21 protein-coding genes are annotated in these 23,819 nt (G+C 33.4%); 14 read left to right on the forward strand and 7 right to left on the reverse strand.

Going from position 1 to position 23,819, the window contains the following annotated elements:
• The first annotated feature begins 8 nt into the window (after window positions 1-8).
• Window positions 9-656, forward strand: a complete 648-nt coding sequence (locus DTUR_RS03265; RefSeq protein ID WP_012583013.1) for a sugar-binding protein — start codon at window positions 9-11, stop codon at window positions 654-656.
• A 43-nt stretch (window positions 657-699) separates the two neighbouring features.
• On the opposite strand, the gene DTUR_RS03270 is transcribed toward DTUR_RS03265, so the two are convergent.
• Window positions 700-1,563 carry a DMT family transporter gene (locus tag DTUR_RS03270; protein ID WP_012583014.1) on the reverse strand — a complete coding sequence of 288 codons (864 nt, stop codon included), beginning with the start codon at window positions 1,561-1,563 and terminating at the stop codon, window positions 700-702.
• A gap of 87 nt (window positions 1,564-1,650) precedes the next feature.
• Between DTUR_RS03270 and DTUR_RS03275 the strand changes: the two genes are divergently transcribed.
• The 6 genes from DTUR_RS03275 (at window position 1,651) to DTUR_RS03300 (ending at window position 11,660) form a co-directional block, all read left to right on the forward strand.
• A complete protein-coding gene (locus DTUR_RS03275; protein ID WP_012583015.1) occupies window positions 1,651-2,499 on the forward strand; it encodes a lipoprotein in 849 nt (282 codons plus the stop codon).
• Window positions 2,500-2,660: 161 nt separating this feature from the next.
• The gene (iolB, locus tag DTUR_RS03280; RefSeq protein ID WP_012583016.1) at window positions 2,661-3,467 is read left to right on the forward strand and encodes a 5-deoxy-glucuronate isomerase; all 807 of its coding nucleotides are present in this window, start codon (window positions 2,661-2,663) and stop codon (window positions 3,465-3,467) included.
• Window positions 3,468-3,478: 11 nt separating this feature from the next.
• Window positions 3,479-4,126, forward strand: a complete 648-nt coding sequence (locus DTUR_RS03285) for a bifunctional 4-hydroxy-2-oxoglutarate aldolase/2-dehydro-3-deoxy-phosphogluconate aldolase (protein ID WP_012583017.1) — start codon at window positions 3,479-3,481, stop codon at window positions 4,124-4,126.
• Window positions 4,127-4,337: 211 nt separating this feature from the next.
• Window positions 4,338-6,767, forward strand: a complete 2,430-nt coding sequence (locus DTUR_RS03290) for a glycoside hydrolase family 94 protein (protein WP_012583018.1) — start codon at window positions 4,338-4,340, stop codon at window positions 6,765-6,767.
• 14 nt (window positions 6,768-6,781) lie between these two features.
• Entirely contained in the window at window positions 6,782-9,217 is a 2,436-nt protein-coding gene (locus tag DTUR_RS03295) for a glycoside hydrolase family 94 protein (protein ID WP_012583019.1), read from the forward strand.
• Between the two features lie 112 nt (window positions 9,218-9,329).
• Entirely contained in the window at window positions 9,330-11,660 is a 2,331-nt protein-coding gene (locus tag DTUR_RS03300; RefSeq protein WP_012583020.1) for a glycoside hydrolase family 31 protein, read from the forward strand.
• Window positions 11,661-11,662: 2 nt separating this feature from the next.
• Here DTUR_RS03300 and DTUR_RS03305 read toward each other — a convergent pair whose 3' ends face one another.
• Together DTUR_RS03305 and DTUR_RS03310 are read right to left on the reverse strand one after the other, a co-directional pair.
• Window positions 11,663-12,904 (reverse strand): MFS transporter, encoded by a 1,242-nt coding sequence (locus DTUR_RS03305; protein WP_012583021.1) that lies wholly within the window; start codon window positions 12,902-12,904, stop codon window positions 11,663-11,665.
• A gap of 1 nt (window position 12,905) precedes the next feature.
• On the reverse strand, window positions 12,906-14,075 hold the full coding sequence (locus DTUR_RS03310) for a cellobiose 2-epimerase (protein ID WP_012583022.1): 1,170 nt from the start codon (window positions 14,073-14,075) through the stop codon (window positions 12,906-12,908).
• Window positions 14,076-14,190: 115 nt separating this feature from the next.
• On the opposite strand from DTUR_RS03310, the gene DTUR_RS03315 reads away from it, so the two are divergent.
• The 3 genes from DTUR_RS03315 to DTUR_RS03325 are packed head-to-tail and all read left to right on the forward strand — an operon-like array spanning window position 14,191 to window position 16,861.
• Window positions 14,191-15,828 carry a permease gene (locus DTUR_RS03315; RefSeq protein WP_012583023.1) on the forward strand — a complete coding sequence of 546 codons (1,638 nt, stop codon included), beginning with the start codon at window positions 14,191-14,193 and terminating at the stop codon, window positions 15,826-15,828.
• A 17-nt stretch (window positions 15,829-15,845) separates the two neighbouring features.
• A complete protein-coding gene (locus DTUR_RS03320) occupies window positions 15,846-16,235 on the forward strand; it encodes a GIY-YIG nuclease family protein (protein WP_242603744.1) in 390 nt (129 codons plus the stop codon).
• Window positions 16,232-16,861 carry a LysE family transporter gene (locus tag DTUR_RS03325; RefSeq protein WP_012583025.1) on the forward strand — a complete coding sequence of 210 codons (630 nt, stop codon included), beginning with the start codon at window positions 16,232-16,234 and terminating at the stop codon, window positions 16,859-16,861. Before DTUR_RS03320 ends, DTUR_RS03325 begins: the two co-directional genes overlap by 4 nt.
• A gap of 3 nt (window positions 16,862-16,864) precedes the next feature.
• Here the strand turns inward: DTUR_RS03325 and DTUR_RS03330 are convergent, their stop codons facing one another.
• Together DTUR_RS03330 and DTUR_RS03335 are read right to left on the reverse strand one after the other, a co-directional pair.
• Window positions 16,865-17,326 carry a hypothetical protein gene (locus tag DTUR_RS03330; RefSeq protein WP_012583026.1) on the reverse strand — a complete coding sequence of 154 codons (462 nt, stop codon included), beginning with the start codon at window positions 17,324-17,326 and terminating at the stop codon, window positions 16,865-16,867.
• Complete coding sequence (locus tag DTUR_RS03335; RefSeq protein WP_164931061.1) at window positions 17,323-18,399, reverse strand: CapA family protein; 1,077 nt, start codon at window positions 18,397-18,399, stop codon at window positions 17,323-17,325. Before DTUR_RS03335 ends, DTUR_RS03330 begins: the two co-directional genes overlap by 4 nt.
• A gap of 76 nt (window positions 18,400-18,475) precedes the next feature.
• Between DTUR_RS03335 and DTUR_RS03340 the strand changes: the two genes are divergently transcribed.
• Window positions 18,476-20,620, forward strand: a complete 2,145-nt coding sequence (locus tag DTUR_RS03340; protein ID WP_012583028.1) for a glycoside hydrolase family 130 protein — start codon at window positions 18,476-18,478, stop codon at window positions 20,618-20,620.
• On the opposite strand, the gene DTUR_RS03345 is transcribed toward DTUR_RS03340, so the two are convergent.
• On the reverse strand, window positions 20,607-21,122 hold the full coding sequence (locus tag DTUR_RS03345; RefSeq protein ID WP_012583029.1) for a biotin transporter BioY: 516 nt from the start codon (window positions 21,120-21,122) through the stop codon (window positions 20,607-20,609). The genes DTUR_RS03340 and DTUR_RS03345 overlap by 14 nt on opposite strands.
• A 142-nt stretch (window positions 21,123-21,264) precedes the next feature.
• On the opposite strand from DTUR_RS03345, the gene DTUR_RS03350 reads away from it, so the two are divergent.
• Genes DTUR_RS03350 through DTUR_RS03360 form a run of 3 tightly spaced genes read left to right on the forward strand, consistent with a single transcriptional unit; the run spans window position 21,265 to window position 22,788 of the window.
• Window positions 21,265-21,510: a PspC domain-containing protein gene (locus DTUR_RS03350; RefSeq protein ID WP_012583030.1), complete on the forward strand. Its 246-nt coding sequence runs from the start codon at window positions 21,265-21,267 to the stop codon at window positions 21,508-21,510.
• A gap of 15 nt (window positions 21,511-21,525) precedes the next feature.
• Complete coding sequence (locus DTUR_RS03355; protein ID WP_012583031.1) at window positions 21,526-21,885, forward strand: PspC domain-containing protein; 360 nt, start codon at window positions 21,526-21,528, stop codon at window positions 21,883-21,885.
• A gap of 12 nt (window positions 21,886-21,897) precedes the next feature.
• Window positions 21,898-22,788, forward strand: a complete 891-nt coding sequence (locus DTUR_RS03360) for a LiaF transmembrane domain-containing protein (protein WP_012583032.1) — start codon at window positions 21,898-21,900, stop codon at window positions 22,786-22,788.
• A gap of 2 nt (window positions 22,789-22,790) precedes the next feature.
• Here DTUR_RS03360 and DTUR_RS03365 read toward each other — a convergent pair whose 3' ends face one another.
• Window positions 22,791-23,807, reverse strand: a complete 1,017-nt coding sequence (locus DTUR_RS03365; RefSeq protein WP_012583033.1) for a LacI family DNA-binding transcriptional regulator — start codon at window positions 23,805-23,807, stop codon at window positions 22,791-22,793.
• Window positions 23,808-23,819 lie beyond the last annotated feature (12 nt).

A 23,819-nucleotide genomic window follows, 5' to 3' on the forward strand; every position in this document is an offset into this window, starting at 1 on the left:
GATCTTTTGTGAGAAGGTCAAGACTTTTTATCCTCATTACTCTTTTGGTTATCGGGCTTTTCCTATCCTTAGCTTTTGGTCAAACTTTAACTGCTACTGCTAAATATGGTAAACCTAAGATTGATGCAGAGATGGACGAGGTTTGGAAAAATGCCGAGGAATATATTACTGATCGTTATGTACAGGGGGTAAAGGGGAAGGTAGCATATGCTAAATTCAGAGTACTCTGGGACGAAGAAAGTATATATGTTTGGGCTGAAGTGTATGATTCACTTCTAAATAAGGATAGTACGAATCCATGGGAACAAGATTCTTTAGAAATATTTGTAGATGAGGGTAATGAAAAAGCAACCTCTTACGATAAAAATGATGCTCAGTACAGGGTAAATTTTGAGAATGTACAAAGTTATGGTACTAATGCTTCCCGTGATTACTTTGTGACAGCTACAAAAAAGACTGACTTTGGCTATATTGTAGAGGCGCAAGTAAAGATGAGAACAAGAAAACTTAACGAGGGAGATGTAATTGGATTTGACGTGCAAGTAAACGATGCTGATAGGTTTGGAAGCAGAGTTGGAATTATTGCATGGAATGAGACTGAGAATGAAAACTGGAGAAATCCATCCTATCTTGGGAATTTAAAACTTGTGAAGTGATATTTGGAAAAATTAGCCTGCCCTCGTAAAGAGGGCAGGCTTTTTATTTTGAGGATGATATGCTTACCCCTAAAATGATTAGCACTCCACCAATTATCTTTATAAAAGTTAAAGACTCATTGAGGTAAATTACTCCCCATATAGCTCCGAAAAGGGGTATCAGATTTAAGATATTAACTACTTGGCTTACTGATAGGATTTTTAAACCATGGTTGTAGAAAAGATATCCAAGCCCTGAACAAAAGAAGGCAAGAAAGAATATTCCTATAAATGCATCAAGGGTTTTTGGAATTTTTAATCCTGTAGAGAAAAGGAAAGGAATAAACAAAATAGAACCCCATATCATTTGGAAGGTAGTTATTACCTCATGAGGATAATTTTGATTAACCCTTTTAATCTCCCAGTTGTATATGACCCAAGAGATTCCAGAAAGTAGGATTAAAAAATCTCCAAAAAGGTTGTTAAATTTTAAATTTAATCCTGAATCGCTCATGATGAGAAATACACCAAGAATGGAGAGAAGAACTCCTAATATCCTATTTAAAGGAAGTTTTTCTCTATGAAACAAGTATTCTACTAAGAGTCCTAAGGCAGGAAAAGATCCTACTATAAGAGCTCCCTCTGAGGCATCAGTAAATTTTAAACCACTATTTTCGAATATGAAATATAATGTAACTCCAAGAAGACCAGCAATAAAAAGAGGCTTTTGATAATTCCAACTTAAGGATGCCTTTCTTATTTTGGGAAAGAATACAATTAGTGAAAAGATGGAAGCAAGAAAGAATCTAATAAAGGCAAGTTCAAAAGGAGAAAGAATTTTAAGAAGGAGTTTTGACACTGAGAAGGATATACTCCAAAACAGGCACGCTATTATAACTAATGTTAATCCAATTAGTTTTTCTTTCATTTAATCTATTTTAATCAATATTTGACAAATTTTTATTACCATATTATTATAATATTAGAAAATTTCAAGGGGAAGGAGGAAAATTTTATGAAGAAGTTTATTGTTTTAATGCTTATTATTTTTTTTGTTTTTTTTGTTTCTGGCTGTGTAAAGCAGGAGCCACAGGCAGATAAAGATTTAAGTAGTACTGAACTAAACAACATTTATGATTTAGTTAATAGTGGGGAGTACAACAAAAGCATTCAAATCTATATGTCAGATTTACCAGGAAATTTATGGCCTACCTCTCCTGTTTCAAAACCAGAGCTTAGTAAATTAATTGAGAAGGCTCCGATGGCTAAATCCATAGATAAGGTCTCTATTGAGCTTAATTGGCAAGGACCCGATGCCGATGGATGGTATACTTTAACTTTAGATAGTTCTTCTTATCTAAAAATTAGATATTACTCCTCTCTTAAGAAGTTAGAGCTTAAAGCATACTTAGATTCTACAGATACATTGAGATTTGTAGTAGTTGAGGAAGGATATTTTGTCTTTAACAAAAATATTAGGGTAGATACCATAAATGTTTATCCTGTAAGTGGAAAATTTTCTTTCTACTTTTTAGCTCCATCTAAAAATGATCCAAATAAAATGAATAAATTTGGACTTACATTGTCTTGGGATGATATTAGCATAACTTGTCTTTCTCAGTTTAATAACATAGGTATTCTTACAGGAAGTATGGGTTTATATATGACATATGTCGATTATGATCAAAATATTAACGTGAATAATAAATTAATGGCAAATTTTACATCAAGTGTTAATGGCGCTGATACTACTGATCCAATTTTAATAATTTCAGGTACTAAGGATAGTGATGGAGATCCCACTACAGATGGATATGACAATTTCGATTTAGAGCTTCCTCTTGCTGATCTGCTTGGAACTTAGTTAAGACTGAAAATAAAGATAGAAGAGTAAAAAAGAGCCCCCACCTCATAGGGGCTCTTTTTTGATTTATATTTTTTTCTTGACATAAAAATTTATTGTCTTTATTCTCTTAAATAAGGATAAATATTTTTTTTAGCAATAAAAAAGGAGGATCTTAAAGTATGTTTAGAAAGGTTAATCTGCAATGGGGATTAAATATTCTTGTTAAGCCTGGAGAGATGCAATTTATAGAGCTTGATATTTTTAAGGGCCAAAAAGGAGACAGTTATAATTTTAACTCTCGAGATTATGAGATTGGACTTGTGATTCTTACAGGTAAATGCAATGTGGAGATTGATGGGGAGATGTATAACTCCATTGGAGCAAGGAGAAATGTTTTTGATGGTAATGCCTATGCTTTTTACGTACCCAATAATAGGGAAGTAAAAATTGAGGCATTAGAGCCTCTTGAGGTTGCTATTTGTAAGACAAAAGTAAAGACTGACGAGGAGGTTAAGTTGATTAAGCCTAGTGATGTGGTGGTAAGGGATGTAGGGGTATATAATTGGAGAAGGGATGTAAAGGATATTATTGATGGAAGGATTAAGGCAAAGAGACTTCTTATAGGAGAGACCATAAATCCACCTGGGAATTGGTCTAGTTATCCTCCTCACAAGCATGATACTGACAATTATCCTGAGGAAGTGAGGATGGAAGAGGTTTATTTTTACAGAGTAAATCCTCCATCGGGTTTTGGACTTCAAAGGGTTTATACTGAGGAGGGTGATATTAATGAGGTATTTCTCATAGAGAATGATAGTTTACTTCTAATAGCTAAGGGATATCATCCTGTTGTGGCTGCACCTGGATATCAGTTATACTACTTGTGGATACTTGCGGGAGAGATTAGAGAATCAGTAATGTACGATGATCCTAAGCATAAATGGTTAAGAGCTGTGGAGAAAATTATGAAAGAAGCTAAGAAGTAAGGAGGTTTATTATGGGAGATAGGTTTGATATTTTACAAAAGATGATTGATTGCGGAATTGTAGCAGTGATAAGGACTGATTCTCCTGATGATCTTATACCAGTTACGAAAGCCTTAAAAGAAGGTGGAGTTATAGCTTTGGAAGTTACTATGACAGTTCCTTCTGCCATAGAGTATTTGCCAAAAGTGAAAAAAGAGTTGGGTAAAGATGCCATAGTGGGAATGGGAACTGTCCTTGATCCTGAAACTGCCCGATTAGCGATTCTTGCAGGTGCCGATTTTATAGTTTCTCCTGTTTTGAAGAAAGAGATCATAAATCTTTGTCATCGCTATGATAAGATAGCTATTCCTGGGGCATATACTCCTACTGAGATTTTAACTGCTTGGGAAGAGGGTGCCGATGTAGTTAAGTTATTCCCCGCAGATACTCTTGGACCTAAGTATATAAAGGCTATACATGGACCTATGCCTTATATTAGGATTTCTCCTACAGGTGGGGTAAGTCTTGAGAATGTGGGTGAGTTTATTAAAGCAGGAGCATGTTTTGTGGGAGTTGGAGGAAATCTTGTAGATAAAAAGGTAATTGCTGAGAAGAAGTTTGAGATTCTTACCGAGAGAGCAAAGGAATATATAGAAGCAATAAAGAAGGCAAGAAGCTAAGCTGATTTTAAATTATATTCTCAGGATTGTTTTTAGAAAGGAGAAAGATAAATAGTCTTTCTCCTTTCTATTTTATATTTTTTTGTAAATAGTTACTTAATGCTTGACATAATGGTTTAAAAATTATAGTATACTTATTAATTAAAAGTTTCTTTATGAAATTATAAACGGTTTCTTAATAAAAATCTTTAAAAGGTAAGGGGGTCATTCAATGAAGTTTGGTTATTTTGACAATGAAAAGAAAGAGTATGTAATCACAAGACCCGATACTCCCCGTGAATGGACTAATTATCTTGGATCCTTAGAATACGGAGCTATTATAACCAATAATGCTCAGGGATATAGTTTTGTAAAATCAGGTGCTAGTGGAAGAATATTAAGAGGTAGGTTCAATGTTCCTCCAACCACAGCTCCTGGAAGATATATTTATTTAAGAGATATGGAAAATGGGGATTTTTGGTCTGCCTCTTGGCTTCCAGTAAAAAAGGATTTATCAAAATATGAATCAGTATGTAGGCATGGAGTTCTTTACACTATCATATCTTCAAGATATGATGGAATTGAGACTGAAACTCTTTATTATGTACCTCTAAATGCTCTTTATGAGGTATGGGCTATAAAGGTAAGAAATAAAAGTGGAAGAAAAAGGAAGATATCCCTCTTTAGCTATGCAGAGTTTACTAATGAACCTAATGAAAATCAGGATTTAGTAAACATGCAATATACCCTTTTCATATCTCGCACTTATTACAAAGATAATCTTATTATTCAGACCATAAATGAAAACTATTCTGAACTGGGAAGAAATATTCCTCAGGAGAAAGGAATAAGTGGGAGAAGGTTTAATAGATTTTTTGGAGTTATTGGAGCAGAAGTGGTATCCTTTGATGGAGATAGAGATGTATTTATAGGGAATTATAGAGATTATTCTAACCCTATAGCAGTGGAAAAAGGAAAATGTAGTAATAGTCTTAACTATGGCAAAAATAGCTGTGCAGGAACTCAAGTTATTCTTGAACTTGATGTGGATGAGGAGAAAGAAATAATTTATGTTCTTGGGGATGGAGCAGAGGAAACAGGAAGGAAGGTAATGGAAAAGTATAAAGAAAAGGGAAAAGTAGAGAGAGAATGGGAAGAGCTTAAGAGGTATTGGCATTCAAGGATTGAGAATTTTAAAGTAAAAACTCCTGATGAATCCTTTGACAGTATGATAGGAATCTGGAATGCTTACCAGTGCTTTATAACCTTTTTCTGGTCAAGGGCAGCCTCTATGATCTATGTAGGACATAGAGATGGCTATGGATATAGGGATACGGTTCAAGATATTCAAGGGATAATTCATCTTGATCCTCAAAGTGCAAAGGATAGACTAAGACTTATGCTTGCGGGTCAAACTTCAAAGGGGGTAGCTTTACCTCTTGTATTTTTTGATTACGAAATTAAGCCCAATCAAGGTTTATCCTTAGATAATCCTTATTATGTGAAGAGAACTGGTTATACTGAATATAGATGTGATGACCATTTGTGGTTATATATTACCACACGTCAATATGTGAGAGAAACAGGAGATCTCGCATTTTTGGATGAAGTAATACCTTATTCTGATTATGGAGAAGATACGGTTTATGAGCATCTAAGAAAGGGAATACTGTTTTCTTTAAGCAAACTTGGGAAACATGGTCTTACTTATGGACTTGATGCAGACTGGAATGATACTTTAAGATTGGGAGAGGAAGGAGAAACAGTTTTTGCATCTTTCCAACTATATTTAGCCTTAAAAATCTTTGCTGAATTTGCGGAAAAGAAAGGAAAAAAAGAAGATTTGGAATGGGCAGAGAAAGAAGCAAGTAAATTATATGAAAACCTTCAAAGATATGCTTGGGAAGGGGATAGGTTTGTAAGAGGATTTATGGGAGACGAAGTAATAGGCTCAAAGAATAATTCTGAGGCAAGTTTCTGGCTTAATCCTCAGGTATGGTCTGTACTTTCAGGAGTAGCAACTTCTGAGCAGGCAAAGATTGTTATGGATAATGTGGAGAAAATACTAAATACCGATTATGGCGCTATGATTATGTATCCTCCTGTAAGAACCTTAGGGCTTCCTGTGTTTAGGATGATACTTTTTAATCCTGGAATGAAAGAAAATGCTGGAATTTTCTGTCATCCTCAGGGTTGGTTGATAAAGGCTGAAACTATGCTTGGAAATGGGAATAGAGCTTATAAATATTTCCAAGAGATAAATCCAGCTAATATGAATGATAAAGCCGAGATAAGAGAAGCTGAACCTTATGTGCATTGTCAATTTGTAGAGGGTAAAGATAGTCCATTCCATGGTAGAGCTCATGTGCATTGGCTGACAGGTACTGCATCCAGTGTTATGGTAGCATGTGTAGAAGGTATTCTTGGACTTCAACCCGATTATGAAGGGCTAAGAATAGATCCATGTGTTCCTTCTCATTGGAAAGAATTCTATATGGAAAGGATGTTTAGAGGAAAAAGGTTAAAGATCAAAGTTGAAAATCATAGTGGGTTTCAAAAGGGAGTAAAAAAGATAATAATAAATGGGAAGGAGATAAATGATAATTTTCTCCCCGAATCCGAAATGAAGGATGAAAATGAAGTATTAGTCATTATGGGCTAAGAGGAGGTAAAAGTATGAGATTTGGTTACTTTGATGATAAAAATAGAGAATATGTTATTACTGATCCTAAGACTCCATTTCCATGGATAAACTATCTTGGAGTTGATAACTTCTTTTCTTTAATATCTAACACAGGTGGAGGATACTGTTTTTATAAAGATGCAAGACTGAGAAGAATATTAAGGTTTAGATATAATAACGTTCCTATTGATAATGGTGGGAGATATTTCTATATATGGGAAAACGGAGATTTTTGGTCTCCTACTTGGAAACCAGTAAGGAAAGATCTTGATAAATATGAATGTAGACATGGACTTTCTTATACTAGAATTCTGGGAGAGAGAAATGGAATCTCCGCACAGGTTCTTTATTTTGTTCCTCTAAAAGAAAACTGTGAGATTCATTATCTGAAATTAAAGAACAATACTAATTTAAAGAGAAGTTTAAAACTTTTCTCTTTTGTAGAATGGTGCCTCTGGAATGCTTGGGATGATCAAACTAACTTTCAAAGAAACCTTAGTACTGGAGAGGTAGAGATAGAAGGATCAGTGATTTATCATAAGACTGAATATAGAGAAAGAAGGAATCATTATGCCTTTTATTCAGTAAACGTTCCTATTCAGGGTTTTGACACCGATAGGGATATTTTTATAGGTATGTATAATGGATTTGAGGCTCCAAGAGCTGTGGTAGAGGGAAAGTCCTATAACTCAGTAGCTGAAGGTTGGTCTCCCATTGCATCTCATTATATTGAGATAGAACTTGAGCCTGGAGAAGTAAAGGATTTTGTTTTTATTCTTGGTTATGTGGAAAATCCTGAAGAGGAAAAATGGGAAAGACCTGGGGTTATTAATAAGAAAAGGGCTTATGAGATCATAAATAAATTCAAGACTTCTGAAGATGTAGAAAAAGCTTTTTGGGAATTGAGGAATTATTGGAATGATATTTTGTCAAAATATCAAGTAAATCACAATGATGAGATTTTATCTCGTATGGTTAATATTTGGAATCAATATCAATGTATGATTACCTTTAACTTGGCAAGAAGTGCCTCCTATTTTGAGTCAGGAATAAGTAGGGGGATTGGTTTTAGAGATTCTAATCAAGATATTCTTGGTGCAGTACATATGATTCCTGAGAGAGTAAGGGAAAGAATTCTTGATCTTGCATCTACTATGTTTGAGGATGGTAGCTGTTATCACCAATATCAACCTTTGACTAAGAGAGGAAATAATGAAATAGGAAGCGGTTTTAATGATGATCCTTTGTGGATAATTTTATCTACAGGTGCTTATATAAAAGAGACAGGGGACTTTAGTATACTGAGGGAGGTTATCCCATACAATAATGATGAAACTAAAAAAGGAACTTTGTTTGAGCATATCAAAAGGGCTTATCATCATGTAACCGATAACTTAGGCCCTCATGGTTTACCTCTCATTGGGAGAGCAGACTGGAATGATTGTTTGAATCTTAATTGTTTCTCTAAAAATCCTGATGAGTCTTTTCAGACCACATCTAACGTAGAAGGTGGGACGGCAGAATCTGTATTTATAGCTGGTTTGTTTGTATATGCAACTCCTGATTATATAAGAATGTGCGAGGAAATGGGAGAGAAGGAGGAAGCAGAATGGGCTAAAAAGGCTGCTCAGGATATGATAAATGCAATTAATAACTATGGATGGGATGGAGAGTGGTTCTTAAGAGCTTATGATTATTTTGGAAGGAAAGTAGGAAGTAAAGAATGTGAGGAGGGTAAGATATTTATTGAACCTCAAGGAATTTGTACCATGGCTGGAATAGGAAAAGACGACGGAAGAGCAAAGTTGGCGTTGGATTCTTGTATAAAGTATCTGGATACAAAATATGGAATGGTACTTCAGCAACCTGCATATTCTAAGTATTACTTGGAGCTTGGCGAAATATCTTCTTATCCACCGGGTTATAAAGAGAATGCAGGAATATTCTGCCATAATAATCCTTGGGTTGGCATAGGGGAGACCATGATAGGTAGAGGTTGGAGAGCTTTTGATGTTTATAGAAAAATTACACCTGCTTATTTTGAAGATGAAAGTGAAATTCATAAGATGGAGCCTTATGTGTATTGTCAGATGGTGGCTGGAAAGGATGCAAAAAGACATGGAGAGGGTAAAAACTCTTGGCTTACAGGTACTGCTTCTTGGGCTTTTGTATTGATCTCCCAGTACATATTGGGAGTAAGACCTGATTATGATGGGTTAAGAGTGGATCCCTGTATTCCTGAGGATTGGAAAGAATTCAGAGTGGTAAGGAGATATAGAGGTTCAGTTTATGATGTAAAAGTGATAAATCCTGAAGGGAAGTCTAAAGGGGTAAAGAGGATAGTTGTAGATGGGAAAGAAATTTCTGGGAATCTACTGCCTGTCTTTAATGATGGAAAGATTCATGAAGTGGTTGTAGAGATGGGTTAAGAGTAAAGGGTAATATTAAAGGGTACATTGGGGACAAGAAACTGAATCTTGTCCCCTTTTTTTTCTTGGTATATTATTTAAGTATATTTAAAAATTTTGGGGGGGTTAGAATTTGGACGAGAAAGTTTTGAGAGTAAAAGATGAGCTTTTGAAAATACATTTTATTACTCCTAAGATTGTTAATTTCCATTACTCAAAATATGGAAAATTTGATAAAAATTATTCGCTCTGTGTGGATTATGAAAAGATAAAAGATTCAGGGGTGAGGGTAACTTATGAAGAGGGAGAAAATTATTATCGTTTATCTACAGATTATCTTGAAATTATTGTTTCCAAAGAGTTAGGAAAGGTTTCTATTTATGATAAAGGTAAAAATTTGATTTTGTCCGATTATGAAGATAAAGGTTATGTAAAAGAAGGCAAAAAAATATATACCTATAAAAAGATTAGGCATGAAGAGGCTTTTTTGGGATTTGGGGAGAGGTTAGGTCCACTGAATAAAAGGGGTCATGTTTTAATCAATTGGAATACCGATGAATCTGATCATAGTGTTGGAAATGATCCTCTTTATCAATCCCATCCCTTTTTTATTGCTTGGCATCCTACTGCAAGTTATGGTTTATTTTTTGATAATACTTTTTTAAGTTATTTTGATATGGGGAAGGGAGATAAAGATTATTATTATTTTTGTGCTGAAGATGGAGACTTGGACTATTACTTTATCTATGGGTCATCTCCAAAAGATGTGATAGAAGGTTATACTTATCTTACAGGTAGATATTATATGCCTCCTCTTTGGAGTTTAGGTTTGCATCAATCTCGTTGGAGTTATGATTCGGAGATAAAACTTTATAATCTTGCAAAGGAATTTAGAAAAAGAAATATTCCTTGTGATGCTTTGTATCTTGATATTGATTATATGAGAGGGTATAGAGTCTTTACGATTAATAAAAAGAGGTTTCCCCATTTTGAAAAGATGGTTAAAGATCTTAAAAATCTTGGATTTAAGTTAGTAGTTATTATTGACCCAGGAGTCAAATGGGATAGGAAATATGAGATTTTTAAAGAAGGATTATCAAAGGATTTCTTTTGTAGAATGGAAAATGGAAAAGTTTTTACGGGATATGTCTGGCCTGGAAAATCAGTTTTTCCTGATTTTTTAAGAAAAGAGGTAAGGAATTTTTGGGGAGAAAAGCTTAGAGAATTTATAAACATGGGAGTTAGCGGGTTTTGGAATGATATGAACGAGCCTTCTGTTTTTTCCAGAATAGAATATTGGGCAATGAAAATTCTCTTTCATATCTTAAAATTCAAAGAGCCCCCAAAACTTCCAAAGCCTAAAAATTTTGAAGAAAAGATAAAACAAATAAAAAGAAAAACCGTGCATGAAAAAGTAATTCATAAGGAAGATGATAAAATTTTTTATCATTCTGAGATCCACAATCTTTATGGACTTTTGATGAATCAAGCAACTTTTGAGGGTTTTTTAAGAGCCAATCCTCATGAAAGACCCTTTATTTTAACAAGGTCAGGATTTTCAGGTATCCAAAAGTATTCTGCAGTTTGGTGTGGAGATAATAAAAGTTCTTGGGAAAATCTTTTTTCCTCGATTATAACTTTACAGAATTTATCTATTTCAGGTGTTCCTTTCATAGGGGAAGATGTAGGAGGTTTTTGGGGAGACTGCGAGAGAGAACTTTTTGTGAGATGGATGGAGCTTGGTATTTTCTATCCCTTCTTTAGAATACACACGGCTAAAAATACAAGGAATCAAGAGCCATGGAGTTTTGGGGATGAAGTAGAAAAGATTGCAAAAGATTTTATTTCCCTAAGGTATAGACTTATACCTTACATATATTCTCTATTTTACGAGGCAAAGGAGAAAGGAATTCCTCTTATAAGGAGTTTGATTTTAGAGTTCCCAAACTCAAAAGAGGTATTGAGTTATGAGGACGAATTCATGTTTGGTCCTTTTATTCTTGTAGCTCCTGTTTATGAAAAAGAAAAAAGGGAAAGAAAGGTTTATCTTCCTGAAGGTTTTTGGTATGACTTTTATACTGGGAAAAGATATAGAGGGGGAACTCTTGTGAAAGTTAATGCTCCTCTGAATAAAATTCCCTTATTTTTAAGAGAAGGGGCAATTATTCCTATGTGGAATACGCAAAGTTATGTTGGAGAGAAAAAACAGGAAATGTTAAACTTAGAGGTATATCCAGGAGATGGAAAATTTCTATATTATGAGGACGATGGAATTTCTTGGGATTATGAGAAGGGTATGTATAATCTAATAGAGTTTTCTACCTTCAAAAAGGAAGAAAAACAGTTTTTAAGGATTCGTTTTATCCACAAAGGGTATAAGGATGGTACTAAATCTTTAAAGGTGCATTATTGTAAGAAGGAAAAGAAATTAGAACTTATGGAAGGAGAGTTTGAGATAAATTAAAACTAGTTTATTCCTTTTTTATCAAAAATAGAGTATATATGTTTCCTTAATAGAGGGAGTCTTATTCTATAAATAAAACTACAAATAATACATAATATTCCACTTAAAAGTACCGTACTTACAGCTCCTATATGCTTTGCGAAAAGACCACCTATGTAACTTCCTATAGGCATAGATCCCATAAAGAACATTACGTATATACTCATTACTCTTCCCCTTACATGATTATCAATGATACTTTGTATTAAGGTATTACTACATACAGAGTTTAGCATAAAGCTAAGTCCTGTAATGAATAGAGCAAAGAGAGAAAAATAAAGATTTTTTGATAGGGAGAAAAGAATAAGTCCAATTCCAGCAGTTCCAAAAGAATAGGATATTATACTTTCTATTCCTTTGACCTTTGATCTTCCTGCAAGATAAATTGCTCCTATAAGGGCTCCACCGCCGATTGCTCCCGTCAAAATTCCAAGGGTTTCTGGTCCTCCGCGAAGGATGTCCTTAGCAAAAATAGGCATGAGTACGCTATATATTGAGGCAAAGAGGCTGGAAAGGGAAATAAATATAAGGATATATTTTACAACTATAAATTTAAAGGCATAATTAAATCCAGCTTTTAGATCCTTAATAATGTTTTCCGAAACAACCAAAATTTGGGACTTTATTCTCATAAAAAGCAATGCAATGATTACTGCTAGAAAGCTTAATGCGTTTATCAAGAAGCACATGCCTTCGCCTAATAGGGCAATAAGAAATCCACTTATGGTGGGTCCTATAAGCCTTGCAATATTAAAAAGAAGAGAATTTAGAGCGATGGCATTACTTAAGTCTTCTGGATTTTCTACCATCTCAATTACAAAGGATTGTCTTGTAGGTGCATCAACGGAATTAAGAATTCCAAGAATTAAACTTAAGAGTAAAAGGTGCCATATTCTTATTGTATTTGTAAGAGTTAAAAGAGAAAGAGTAAAGGCCTGAAACATAAGGAGGGTTTGGGTAAGTATTAGGATCTTATGTTTGCTAAATCGGTCGAGAAATACCCCCACAAAAGGAGAAAAGAATAGGTTTGGTATTTGGGAAAGAAAGGCGGTAGTTCCGAGAAGAACAGAGGAATTAGTTAACCTATATACGAGCCAACTCATAGCTGTAGATTGAATCCAGCTTCCTATTAAGGATATAGCTTGACCTGAAAAGTATAGTTTGTAATTTCTGCTTTTTAGTGCTCTAAATAAGTTCTTCCTCATTTTAAATCCTTTTTATTACCTCAAGACACATTCTCCCATTGTGATATGGGCACTTCCATAAGTCTACCTCAGGCATAGGAGATGGAATATAGTTTTCATCAAGTTTCCAAAACCATTCCCCTTGGGCTCTTTTATCTACAAGAAAGTCTTTTATAAATTCCCAAAGTTCGAAAACAGCTTTTAAGAACTTATCTAATTTTGATTTTTGATATGCATTTAAGAAACCCACTAAGGCTTCTGCCTGAACCCACCAGATCCTGTTTTTATCCACTATTCCCCTTACCCTTTCATTTAGTAGGCTTCCGCTCTCAAAAGCTTCCTCTAATACTTTTTCTGCTATTTTAAGGTTTATCTCACTCATTTCTTTTATTAATTTATTGTTATCAATATATCTTAAGGCTTCATCTATTAACCATGTAGCTTCAATATCATGTCCATAAGATATGGCATCTATAATGGGGTTCATCTTTTTGTCGAAAAATACATAAAGATGATTAGTCTTAGAATCGTAGATCTTTTCTTTAAAAAGTATTATTAAATCTTCTATCTTTTTTTTAATACTTTGATCATAAGTAGCAGTAAAAAGGTTTGTATATGCTTCCAAAATATGAAGTAGAGTATTCATACTCCTCTCACATATAATTCCATATTCACTCACAATTATGTTTTCTTTTGGATTCCATTTTTCATCAAATTCTTCTTTGTAGCCTACATCATTTTTACATACCTCTTCAATTATTTTGTAAATCTCTAAAGCCAAATCAAGGCTTTCCTTTTTTTGAGTGGCTTTATAGTATTCCGAGAGTCCATAGAGAACAAAGGCTTGCCCGTATAAATGTTTTCTTTTGTCTATAGGCTCTCCTTTGTAATCTACCATCCAGTAAAAACCTTTGTTTTCCTTATCTAAAAAGCTTTTAATAAGAAATTTGTATGAGTGATCTGCAAAATTTATAAATTCCTCTTTTCTCAATTGATTGTAAAGTCTGGAGAAAAACCATAAAATTCTTGAGGTTAAGACCAATCCTTTGGGAGCATAGGGGTCGGGTTTTAAATCAAAACCCACATAACTTATGTATCCTCCATTATTTTCGTCCTTTAATTCTTCCCAGAAGGGGATTATTTTGTTGTTTAGATGTTCAAAAATCTCACTTTTTAAAACTTTTAAATCCATCTTTTTATACTCCCTTTTAAATATTTAGATAGCTATGTAACTATTATATATTGTGTTATCTTAATTTCAATACTATAATGTTTAAAAAGCTTGAAAGTCTTTCTGGAGGAGAAATATGGGATATAAAAATTTTAAGCTTGCTATTTATTGTACTGCTCCCTTCTTAAATAACACATCTATTTATAGTCTGGAAAATGATTTGAAATTTTTTCAAAGGTATTTGCATTTGGATAAAGTTTATCTTGAAACCCATAGAGGGAAGGAGGATGTATCAAGAGAGAAATTACTTGAGTTTAAAAATTTTTTTGAGAGCCAAGGAATAAAAGTTTCGGGAGGTATTACTACTACTATTGATCTTTTGGATGATCCTGTACATAATTTGAGAATTTTTCATACTTTTTGCTATTCAAAAGAAACTTTAAGAGAGAAATTAAAAGAGATTGTTGAATACACTGCTAGCATATTTGATGAGATAATTCTTGATGATTTTTATTTTACCAGTTGCGCCTGTGAAGATTGTGTTAGGGCAAAGGGAGATAGATCTTGGAGAGACTATAGGCTTAGTTTGATGACTGAAATTTCCCAGGGATATGTGGTAGAGCCTGCGAAGAAATTAAATCCAAAGGTAAATATAATAGTAAAATATCCTAATTGGATAGAATCTTATCACGAAAATGGGTATAATCCAGAAACTCAGAAGGATATATTTGATGAAATGTATGTGGGTACTGAGACCAGGGATCCTAGGTATACTCAACAAGATCTGCCAAGATATCTAAGCTATTCTCTTATGAGATGGTTTGAGAATGTAAAGCAGGGAAGGATTAAAGGTGGTTGGTTTGATTCCTTTGAGTGTGATTTGACTCAGTATTTGGAACAAGCTCATTTAACTTTATTTGCCAAGGCAAAGGAGATTACTCTTTTTGATTTTAGCTCTTTGAGGAACACTGTATATATTCCTCCTTTAGGATTTGAATTAGAAAGGATTGATGATATGCTTTCTTTATTGGGCAATCCAGTAGGGGTTAGTTTTTATCATCCTTTTCACTCTGATGGAGAGAATCATTTAGAGGATTATCTTGGAATGATGGGAATTCCTTTTGAACCTACTCCTTACTTCTCCTATGAGGAAAGCCCTGTATTTATAACAGAGACTTCTTGTGGCGATAAAGATATAATAGAGAAGTTAAAAAATACACTCTTAAGGGGTAATACTGTCATAATCACTTCAGGAGTTTTAAGAAAACTTAGCAGAAGAGGGATTGAAGAACTTACCTCTATAAGGTACACTGACGGTAAAGCTTATTTAGACTTTTTTGCTATTGACCCAGCTATGACTGGCTTTACCAAGTATATTCATTCAAAGGAGATATTATTCCCGATTCTTGAGTATTATACTAATTCTTCTTGGCCCCTAATTGTGGGCATAAAGGGAGAAAAGAATTTTCCTATTCTTTTGAAAGATTTTTATGGGAAAGGGAAATTATATGTTTTAAATATACCCGATAATTTTTCTGACCTATATAATTTTCCTGTAGATGTTCTAAATGAGATAAGAAAAGTTTTTATGGAAAAGATAAATATATATCTTGAGGGGAAGGAAAAGATAGGGCTCTTCTTATATGATAATAATTATGCCATTCTTGAGTCTTTCTTACCCTATAGAACAGAAGTGTTCCTAAATTATAAAGATAAAAGGATTAAAATATTACTTAGTCCACACACTTTCAAACTGATAAACTTAAGTCAATGAAGGGAATATATGTATTAGTGTTAGAAGTAGAGGAAGATATAGAGGTAGAAGTGGGAAGCCTTGGAAAACTAACCTTTAAAAAGGGGATATATTTATATGTTGGATCTGCACAAAATAATTTGGAAAAGAGGATAAAAAGACATTTATCAAAAGATAAGAAATTTCATTGGCATATTGATTATCTTTTGGCAAATAGAAAGGTAAAAATTGTTGAGGTTTTATATAGAGAGCTTAGCAAGGAGTGGGAATGTAAGATAGCAAAATCCATAACTGGTGAGATAGTGTCCAAGTTTGGAGCTTCCGATTGTAATTGTCTTTCTCATCTTTTTAAGATAGACAAAAGTCAGATACAATTTTTGAGAGAATTGAGATTTAAAAATCTTATTATAGGGGAGACAAGACTATGAGTTTGGGAATTTGGGGTATATTCATTACAAGTTTTCTTGTAGGTTTTTCAGGGGCATCTTCACCAGGTCCTATGCTTACCATGGTTCTTACTCAAAGTAGCATAAAAGGTTGGTTTGAGTCGGTAAAAATAGTTACTGGGCATGCTATTCTTGAAGGAATTCTTGTGATACTTCTTCTCTTAGGTTTACAGCCTTTTTTACAAAATCAGGTTTTTCTTAAGATTTTTTCTTTTCTTGGAAGCTTATTCCTTCTTTACATGGGAATAGGATTATTTGTCTCTCTTTTGAAAAATAATATTCATATTAAAAATGCATCTTCTTTAAAAATTCCAAGTATTCTCGGTGGTATTTTGGTTTCTTTTTCTAATCCCTACTGGCTTATGTGGTGGATTACTATTGGTGTTAGTTTTCTTACTCAAGCAAAAGATTATTTGATTTTCGGAGTTTTGAGTTTTTATTTTGGGCATATCCTTTCCGATTATGTATGGTATGCCTTTATCGGGCTTATAGGACAAGGTTTATCCCTTCCTTTTTGGAAAAGGATATACAAAGTTATTTTATACTTTGCTTCTGTGTTTTTAATATTCTTTGGAATCTATTTTATGCGGTATGTTTTTGTAGGCTAAGAATTATTTTTGATGTCTGAAAAGTAAAAATACTCCAACAATTATAAGGACTATTGGTATGAGATATCTTAAGTAGTCGGGGAAACTTTGGATTAGGCTAATTAAAATACCAATTATAATTAATATTATTCCAGGATATAAAGACCAATATTTTTCTCCAGGACTAATATCTCTTTTTCCAAAATAATGAATAAAATATATTCCTAAGAAGCCTATTCCTATAAAAGTTAGACTGTGAATTGGGTTTATATTAAAAAGATTATTTACTGTGTTAAAGAGAAATATAGAAAAAAGAATGCATCCTGGGATCAAGAATCCAATATTTCTATTCATTCTAAAATATAGAATTAAAAAGATAGCGCTCAAAAGCAATAAAAATATTTCTCCCCTAAGAAGATTAAAGTTTGCAAGAAGAAGGAAGACACCTACAAGGAGTAAAAGAATTCCTATGGATTTATTTCTCATATTTGTTCCTCCTCTAATCTAAGAATTTTCTTTACCCTTTTTAAGTATATTTTATCCTTAACATCAATATTTGATAAGTATTTAACCTTCTCTGCCTTTAAAAGCTTGTATTCATATTTACTTCCTAAACTTTTTCTCCAAATGAATATGGGGATTATATCTTTTTTAATAATGTTTACTCTCTCTTTGTATTTTAAAAGGTAAAGGTTTAATATATACCCGTATTTTACCTCCGGTCTATATACCCCATATTGGTCAGTAAAAAAGTTGCCGAGAGCATAGAAACACCATTTTCCCTCTATGTTTTCATAGGTTTTAATGGCGTGAGGGTGGCTTCCTACTATAAGATCTGCACCATAGTTTATAATTTCTTTTGCAAGTCTTTTTTGCCATTCTTCTACTTCGTCTAAATACTCTATATTCCCCCAATGTAGGTAAACTATTTTGAAATCACAGAGATTTTTTACCTTACTAAGATCTTTTTTGATTTTCTCTCTATCTATTAGATTAACGAAGTATTCCTTACCTTTGGGTAAAGGAATACCATTTGTGCTAAAAGTATGTGCAAGGACTCCAATTTTTATATTATTTTTCTCTAAGATGAGATACTTTTTACTTTCCTCTTTTTTACTATTTGTTCCTACATAATATAAATCTCTTTTTCTTATATTTTCTATAGTAGCAATAAGTCCTCTTTCTCCTTTATCTAAGGCATGATTTCCTGAAGTGATCATTATGTTAAATCGAACCCTTTTTAAAGTGTCCAGAATCTCTATAGGAGCATTATATGAGGGGTATCCTGAGGGAGGACAAAGATTGGTGGCCACAGGAGTATCAATGACAATATAGGAAAAATCTTTGTTTATGTATTCTCTTATATCTTCAAATATTTCTTCTGGGAAATAATAAGTTTTCCTTTGGGGATCATAATATGAATTGAATAATTGTCTTTGAATAAAAAGATCTCCTACAAAGGATAGGCTTATGGTCTCAAGGGAGTTTTCTTGAGAGTGTAAGTCAATAAGAAAGGTAATTAATGGGAATATTTTTTCTCCTTGATTTTTTTCTTTAATTTTATATCATATTTACCTTGGAATAACAAAAACCAATGAAAGAAGTAAAAATTGGTAGAGGGAGGAAATAGGTTATATGGTTTTTACAAAAGGCGATGTAATAAATGTGATAGGATTTAATGATTTCCTAACTCCAGTTATAAATTACTGGGAAGAGGAAGGATATAGGGTGGAAATATCCTACGATTATAGAATTAGAAATAAGGATTACAAATTGTATCTTGTCATAGACACTCCTAAGGCTCAGGTACCATGGAGGATCCTCTTAGAAGAATTAAAAGAAGTAAAGGGTAAAGTATTATTTTTGAATTATCCAAGAGCTTACAAAATGCCTGATCATCCCCTTTGGAAACATCAATGGGATGGGATTATTGCTTTCTTCTGGGAAGAATATCTACCAAAAAACATCTACCTTGTTAACTTTCCATCGTATCCAGTAGTAGAGAAGCAGGTTACAGTATCTAGAGAAAAGTTTAGAATTCCAGAGAATAAAAAGGCAATTCTTGTCATAGCTGATTATAGTTTTGAAAATATTCTTTTACAACTCTCTGAATTAAAGAGAAAGCAAGATTTTTACTTTATGGTTTTTGTGTCCACAGCGGAGAGGGAAGTCCTCGTTAAAAGATTTATTGAAAAGCAGGGTATTGATGTAAATAGTATAACCCTTGGAGGAGTATGGTATGATGAATTACAACTCATATCTGCTGTAGATCTTGTGATTATTGATGGAGGAAAAGATGTGGAGCCCTTTCACGTATATAAGCTTATAGGTTGTAGAACTCCTGTGATAGTTAAAGACAAGATTTTTACAAATTTTCTATATAACGAAGTTATAAAATTTGATGGTAAGGAGAAGACAGAAATTAAAGGAATTACTCGTACAGAACTCAGTACAGGTGTGATGAAGTTTAGAAATAAGGAGGAGTTATTTTATAAGATAGACCTTATTTTTACTAATGACTATTTTAGAAATCTAATCCTTGGGACTTCTCGGGCTTTTGCTTATGCTCATTCTCCTGAGAGGGTGGGAAGTCAGTTCATATTTATATTTAGAGATGTACTTAATCCTCCTCTTTATATCTCTTCTAAAAAGGCTATAAGATATATGAATAATCCTCTATTTAAAGCAAGACCAAAAGTTTATATTAATGTGGGAAGGAAAAAAGTGGCTTGGGAAAAATTAGTTTATAATGCTGGAGCTATAAGAATAAAAGGGACTACTTATGTTTTATACAGAGCCTTAGGAGAGGATGGGGTTTCCAGGATTGGCCTATGGTGGTCAAGGGATGGATATACTCAGGAGGGGAGATTGGATTATCCCATATTTGGACCTAAGGAAAGCTATGAGATGCCTAAAAATCCTGAGCAAAGGAGAAGATTTCATAAAAGGACTTTTGGAATGATAAGAGAGGTTGGGGGAACTGAGGACCCAAGATTGAGCTTGATAGACAACAATTTGTATATGACCTATACTGCATATGGGGATGTGGTACAACTTGCGCTTGCCAAGATTCCTGTTGAGGTGTTTTTAAAAGGAGTAAAAAGTTTTAGAAGTTATGAGGAATGGAATAATGCATGGATTAGGAATGGACCAATTTTTAAATATTTAGAAGATAAAGATGCGGTTTTATATTTGGTAGATGAAAGGCAGGAAGAATATTCAAATGGGAAGAGAGTAGAGGATGATTTTGTGAACATCTTTCCTGAACTTTTAGAAAAGAAGATTGCTCTTATTCATAGAATTCCTCCTGATATGCAGATTCTTTACACTGATGAATTGAAGAGAAAAAGTATTAAAGTAGGAAGAACTTTTTTAATGCCAACTCCTAAATTTTGGGATAGTATAAAGATTGGTGCAGGAGCTCCTCCTTTGAAGACAAAATATGGTTGGCTTCATATTTATCATGGGGTAGGAGATTGGATGGGTAAAAAGGCATATGGTTTGGGAGTGGTTTTGACTCCTCTTGATGATCCAGAAAAAATTATATATAGATCTGCAGAGCCCATTCTTCAACCTGAGGAAATTTATGAAGTTGAAGGATGGGTTCCTAATGTAGTGTTTACCTGTGGAGTAGTTCCAAAGAATAAAGATTCCACTGAAACTCTTGATTTAAATGACGAAATACTTATCTATTATGGTGGTGCCGATGAAGTGATGGCTCTTGCCGAGATTAAGGTTGGAGATTTACTGCCTGAGGATATCATAGCTAAGACTTATTAGTTTTTAATTGTTTCTTTAATCTCTGCCATATAAGATAGGAGATTAAAGCCTTTGCAAAGTCATAAGGTATAAATGGGAGTACTCCTGTAATTAGGGCTTTATAATAACTTATTTTTAGTGAGTTGGAAAGCCATATACTGCCAGTTAGATATATTATAAGAATACCTAAAAATAGGGCAAGGATCTCAGAGTATTTTTTAACCATAGAAATAATAATTCCTCCAATTAGGAATCCAAAGAGGTATCCTCCGGTAGGTCCAAAAAGTGCATTTAGACCTCCTTTTCCTCCTGCAAAAACTGGGAGACCAATTCCTCCAAGAAGTAAGTATGCAAATACGATAAAAAAGGTTTCTACTGGAGAAAAATATAGGGTAATAAGGAAAAGAAAAAATACTTGTAAAGTGAAGGGAATTTGAGTAAATGGAAGATAAAAGCTTAGATAACTTCCTAGAATTAATAAGGCAAGTCCCAAAGCAAGGTAGGGAATTTGTCTTACCTTCATATGCTATCTTCACCTCCGGTTTTAGGGATTTTAGAAAGGGATTATATCATCTTTATTTTAAAGAAAATTTAAAATTTTGGTTGCAACTTTTAATGGGGTAATAGAGTATTTACAAGTGAGTAAAAAGGGAGGAGGTAAATTTATGGAGAAAAAGCTGTATAGAAGTAGGAAGAACAGAGTCATTTTAGGAGTTTGTGGAGGAATAGCGGAATATTTAAATATTGATCCTACAATAGTTAGGCTTATTTTTATTTTTCTTCTCATACCCTTTAATTTTACTCTAATAATATTATATTTCCTTTCAGCCTTTGTTATTCCTGAAGAGCCTGAAAACATAGAGAGAAAAGACGATACTATAACACCTTCGGGTCCAGCGCAACATCTATAAAGGGAGGAAGAAAATATGGAAAAAAAACTTTATAAAAGTAAAAAAGATAGGATTTTTTTAGGAGTTTGTGGAGGAATAGGTGAATATTTGGGTATAGACCCTGTTTTAATAAGACTTATTTTTATATTTTCAATTCTTTTTTTAGGTCCTTTAAGTGTTCTTCTTTATATTATTTGTGCTCTTGTTATTCCTGAAGAGCCTGAATATAGTGAACCTCGCTCTTATAGGAGTGATGGAGAACTTTTGGGATGGTTATTTCTTGCTATTGGAGTTTATTTTCTAGGAAGGACTTTTGGGATTTTTCATGTCTCTTTTGGTTTAATGCTTGCTTTACTTTTTATCTTTTTGGGTATTTTACTTCTTTTTAAAAAATAAAGGGGTGATATTATGAAAAGACGAATCTCTTTATTAGGTATTTTTCTAATTCTGAGCGGGTTATTATTACTTTTATCAGAATTGAGAGTGATCCATTTTTACTGGAAAGATCTTCTTATGCTGTGGCCCTTAATTTTCATCTTTTGGGGACTTGATTTGCTTATTGGAGAAAAAAGATGGGGAAGCTGGGTGACCATTTTAATTATTTTCCTATTAGTCTTTTTCATTGTATTTTTATCTACTTATGGAAGGCCCTTTTTTAGAGGTAGAGGACACGATTTTTACTATAAGGAATGGAGATATCCTTTTAAAGAGAATGTAAAGGTACTTAATTTAGATATTTCTACTGGGATAAGAAGTGTGATATTAGAAGGGGTGAAAAATAAAGAAGATTTAATCTACATAAAATCTAATTCAGATTTTTATATTAATAAAATAAAGGAAGAAGAGCAAAATGGGGAATTAAGTCTTTCTTTAAAAATTGAGAATAAAGAATTGGAATTTGGCTTCTTTTATATGTCAAATGCAGATCAAATTAATCTTAATATTTCGTCTGATATCTTTCTTAACTTAAATTTTGAGAGAGGAGTGGGAAATGCAGTTTTGAATATGAAAAATTTTAAATTAAGAAATTTGTCAGTTAAAGGTGGAGTTGGAAATTTAAAAGTATATCTACCAAAATTCTCTTGTTATGTGGAAGTAGAAGGCGGAGTAGGTAGTATAGAAGTATACATACCTGAAAATGTGATTTTAGATCTTTCCACAGAAGCAGGAATAGGAAGAATCTCTGTGGATAAAAACATAGAACAGGGAAAGGGTGGAGAAAAGGAGATAATACATTTGCGGGTAAGGTCAGGAATAGGGAATATAAAAATTCTTTCTGAAAAGAAAGAAGTAATTTAATCTTATCCTGCTGATCTTCTCCATATAAAGGTAGCAGGAAGGATTATGGGTTCAAAGTCTATAGGGTTGTCAAGAATATGCAGAAAAAGTTTTGCTGCTTCTTTTCCCATTTCTTCTATTTCTTGTCTTACCGAGGCAAGAGGTGGTTCTATTTTCCCATCAATATATAGATCATCAAATCCAATTATAGCAACATCTTCTGGGATTTCCCATTTTTCTTCCAAGATAGCATCCATTGCTCCTATGGCCATGTAATCGCTGCAGGCAAGAACTGCCGTAGGAGGATTATTTATTTTTAATAACTTTTTCATGGCTTTATAGCCACCATCTATAGTAAGGGTATCTTCTACTATTAATTTAGGATCTGGTTTTATTCCATATTTTTTAAGAGCAAGTATGTAGCCTTCATATCTATCTTGAATAAAGTTATAGTTACTATTTCCTTTCAATAGAGCTATTCTCTTATGTCCTTTCTCTAAGAAATAAGTAGTAGCTTCAAAGGCACCTTTTACATTGTCAGTGTCTACGTAAGGATATTTCTTAAGCTTTGATGATACTCTTCCCACGCTTACAAAGGGAATATTTTCTTCATAGAGAATTTCTGGAAAAGGATCATCTTTTTTCACGTTTGCTAAGATATATCCATCTACAATTCCTCTTTTGTATAGAGAGACATATTTTTGTGGTATGTAAGGAGATTCAATCATTGATAACATAATATTGTATTCTTTTTTGTCAAAAACCTCAGTCATACCCTTTATTAATGGTGGGAAGAAGGCATCTGATAATATAAAGCCTCTTTCATAAGGAATTAAAAGGGCTACAATTTGAGTTCTTGCCTTAGATAATTTTTGAGCAAAAGCACTGGGATGGTAGTCGTACTCCTGAATAATTTTCAGTACTTTTTTCCTTGTTTTTTCACTTACATTAGGACTACCATTAATAACCCTTGAGACTGTAGCTACAGACACATTAGCAAGTCTTGCTATATCTCTTATATTAATCTTAACCTTTCTCAATATACCTCACCT

Origin of the sequence: Dictyoglomus turgidum DSM 6724, assembly GCF_000021645.1 — a bacterium.
Lineage (GTDB): Bacteria > Dictyoglomota > Dictyoglomia > Dictyoglomales > Dictyoglomaceae > Dictyoglomus > Dictyoglomus turgidum.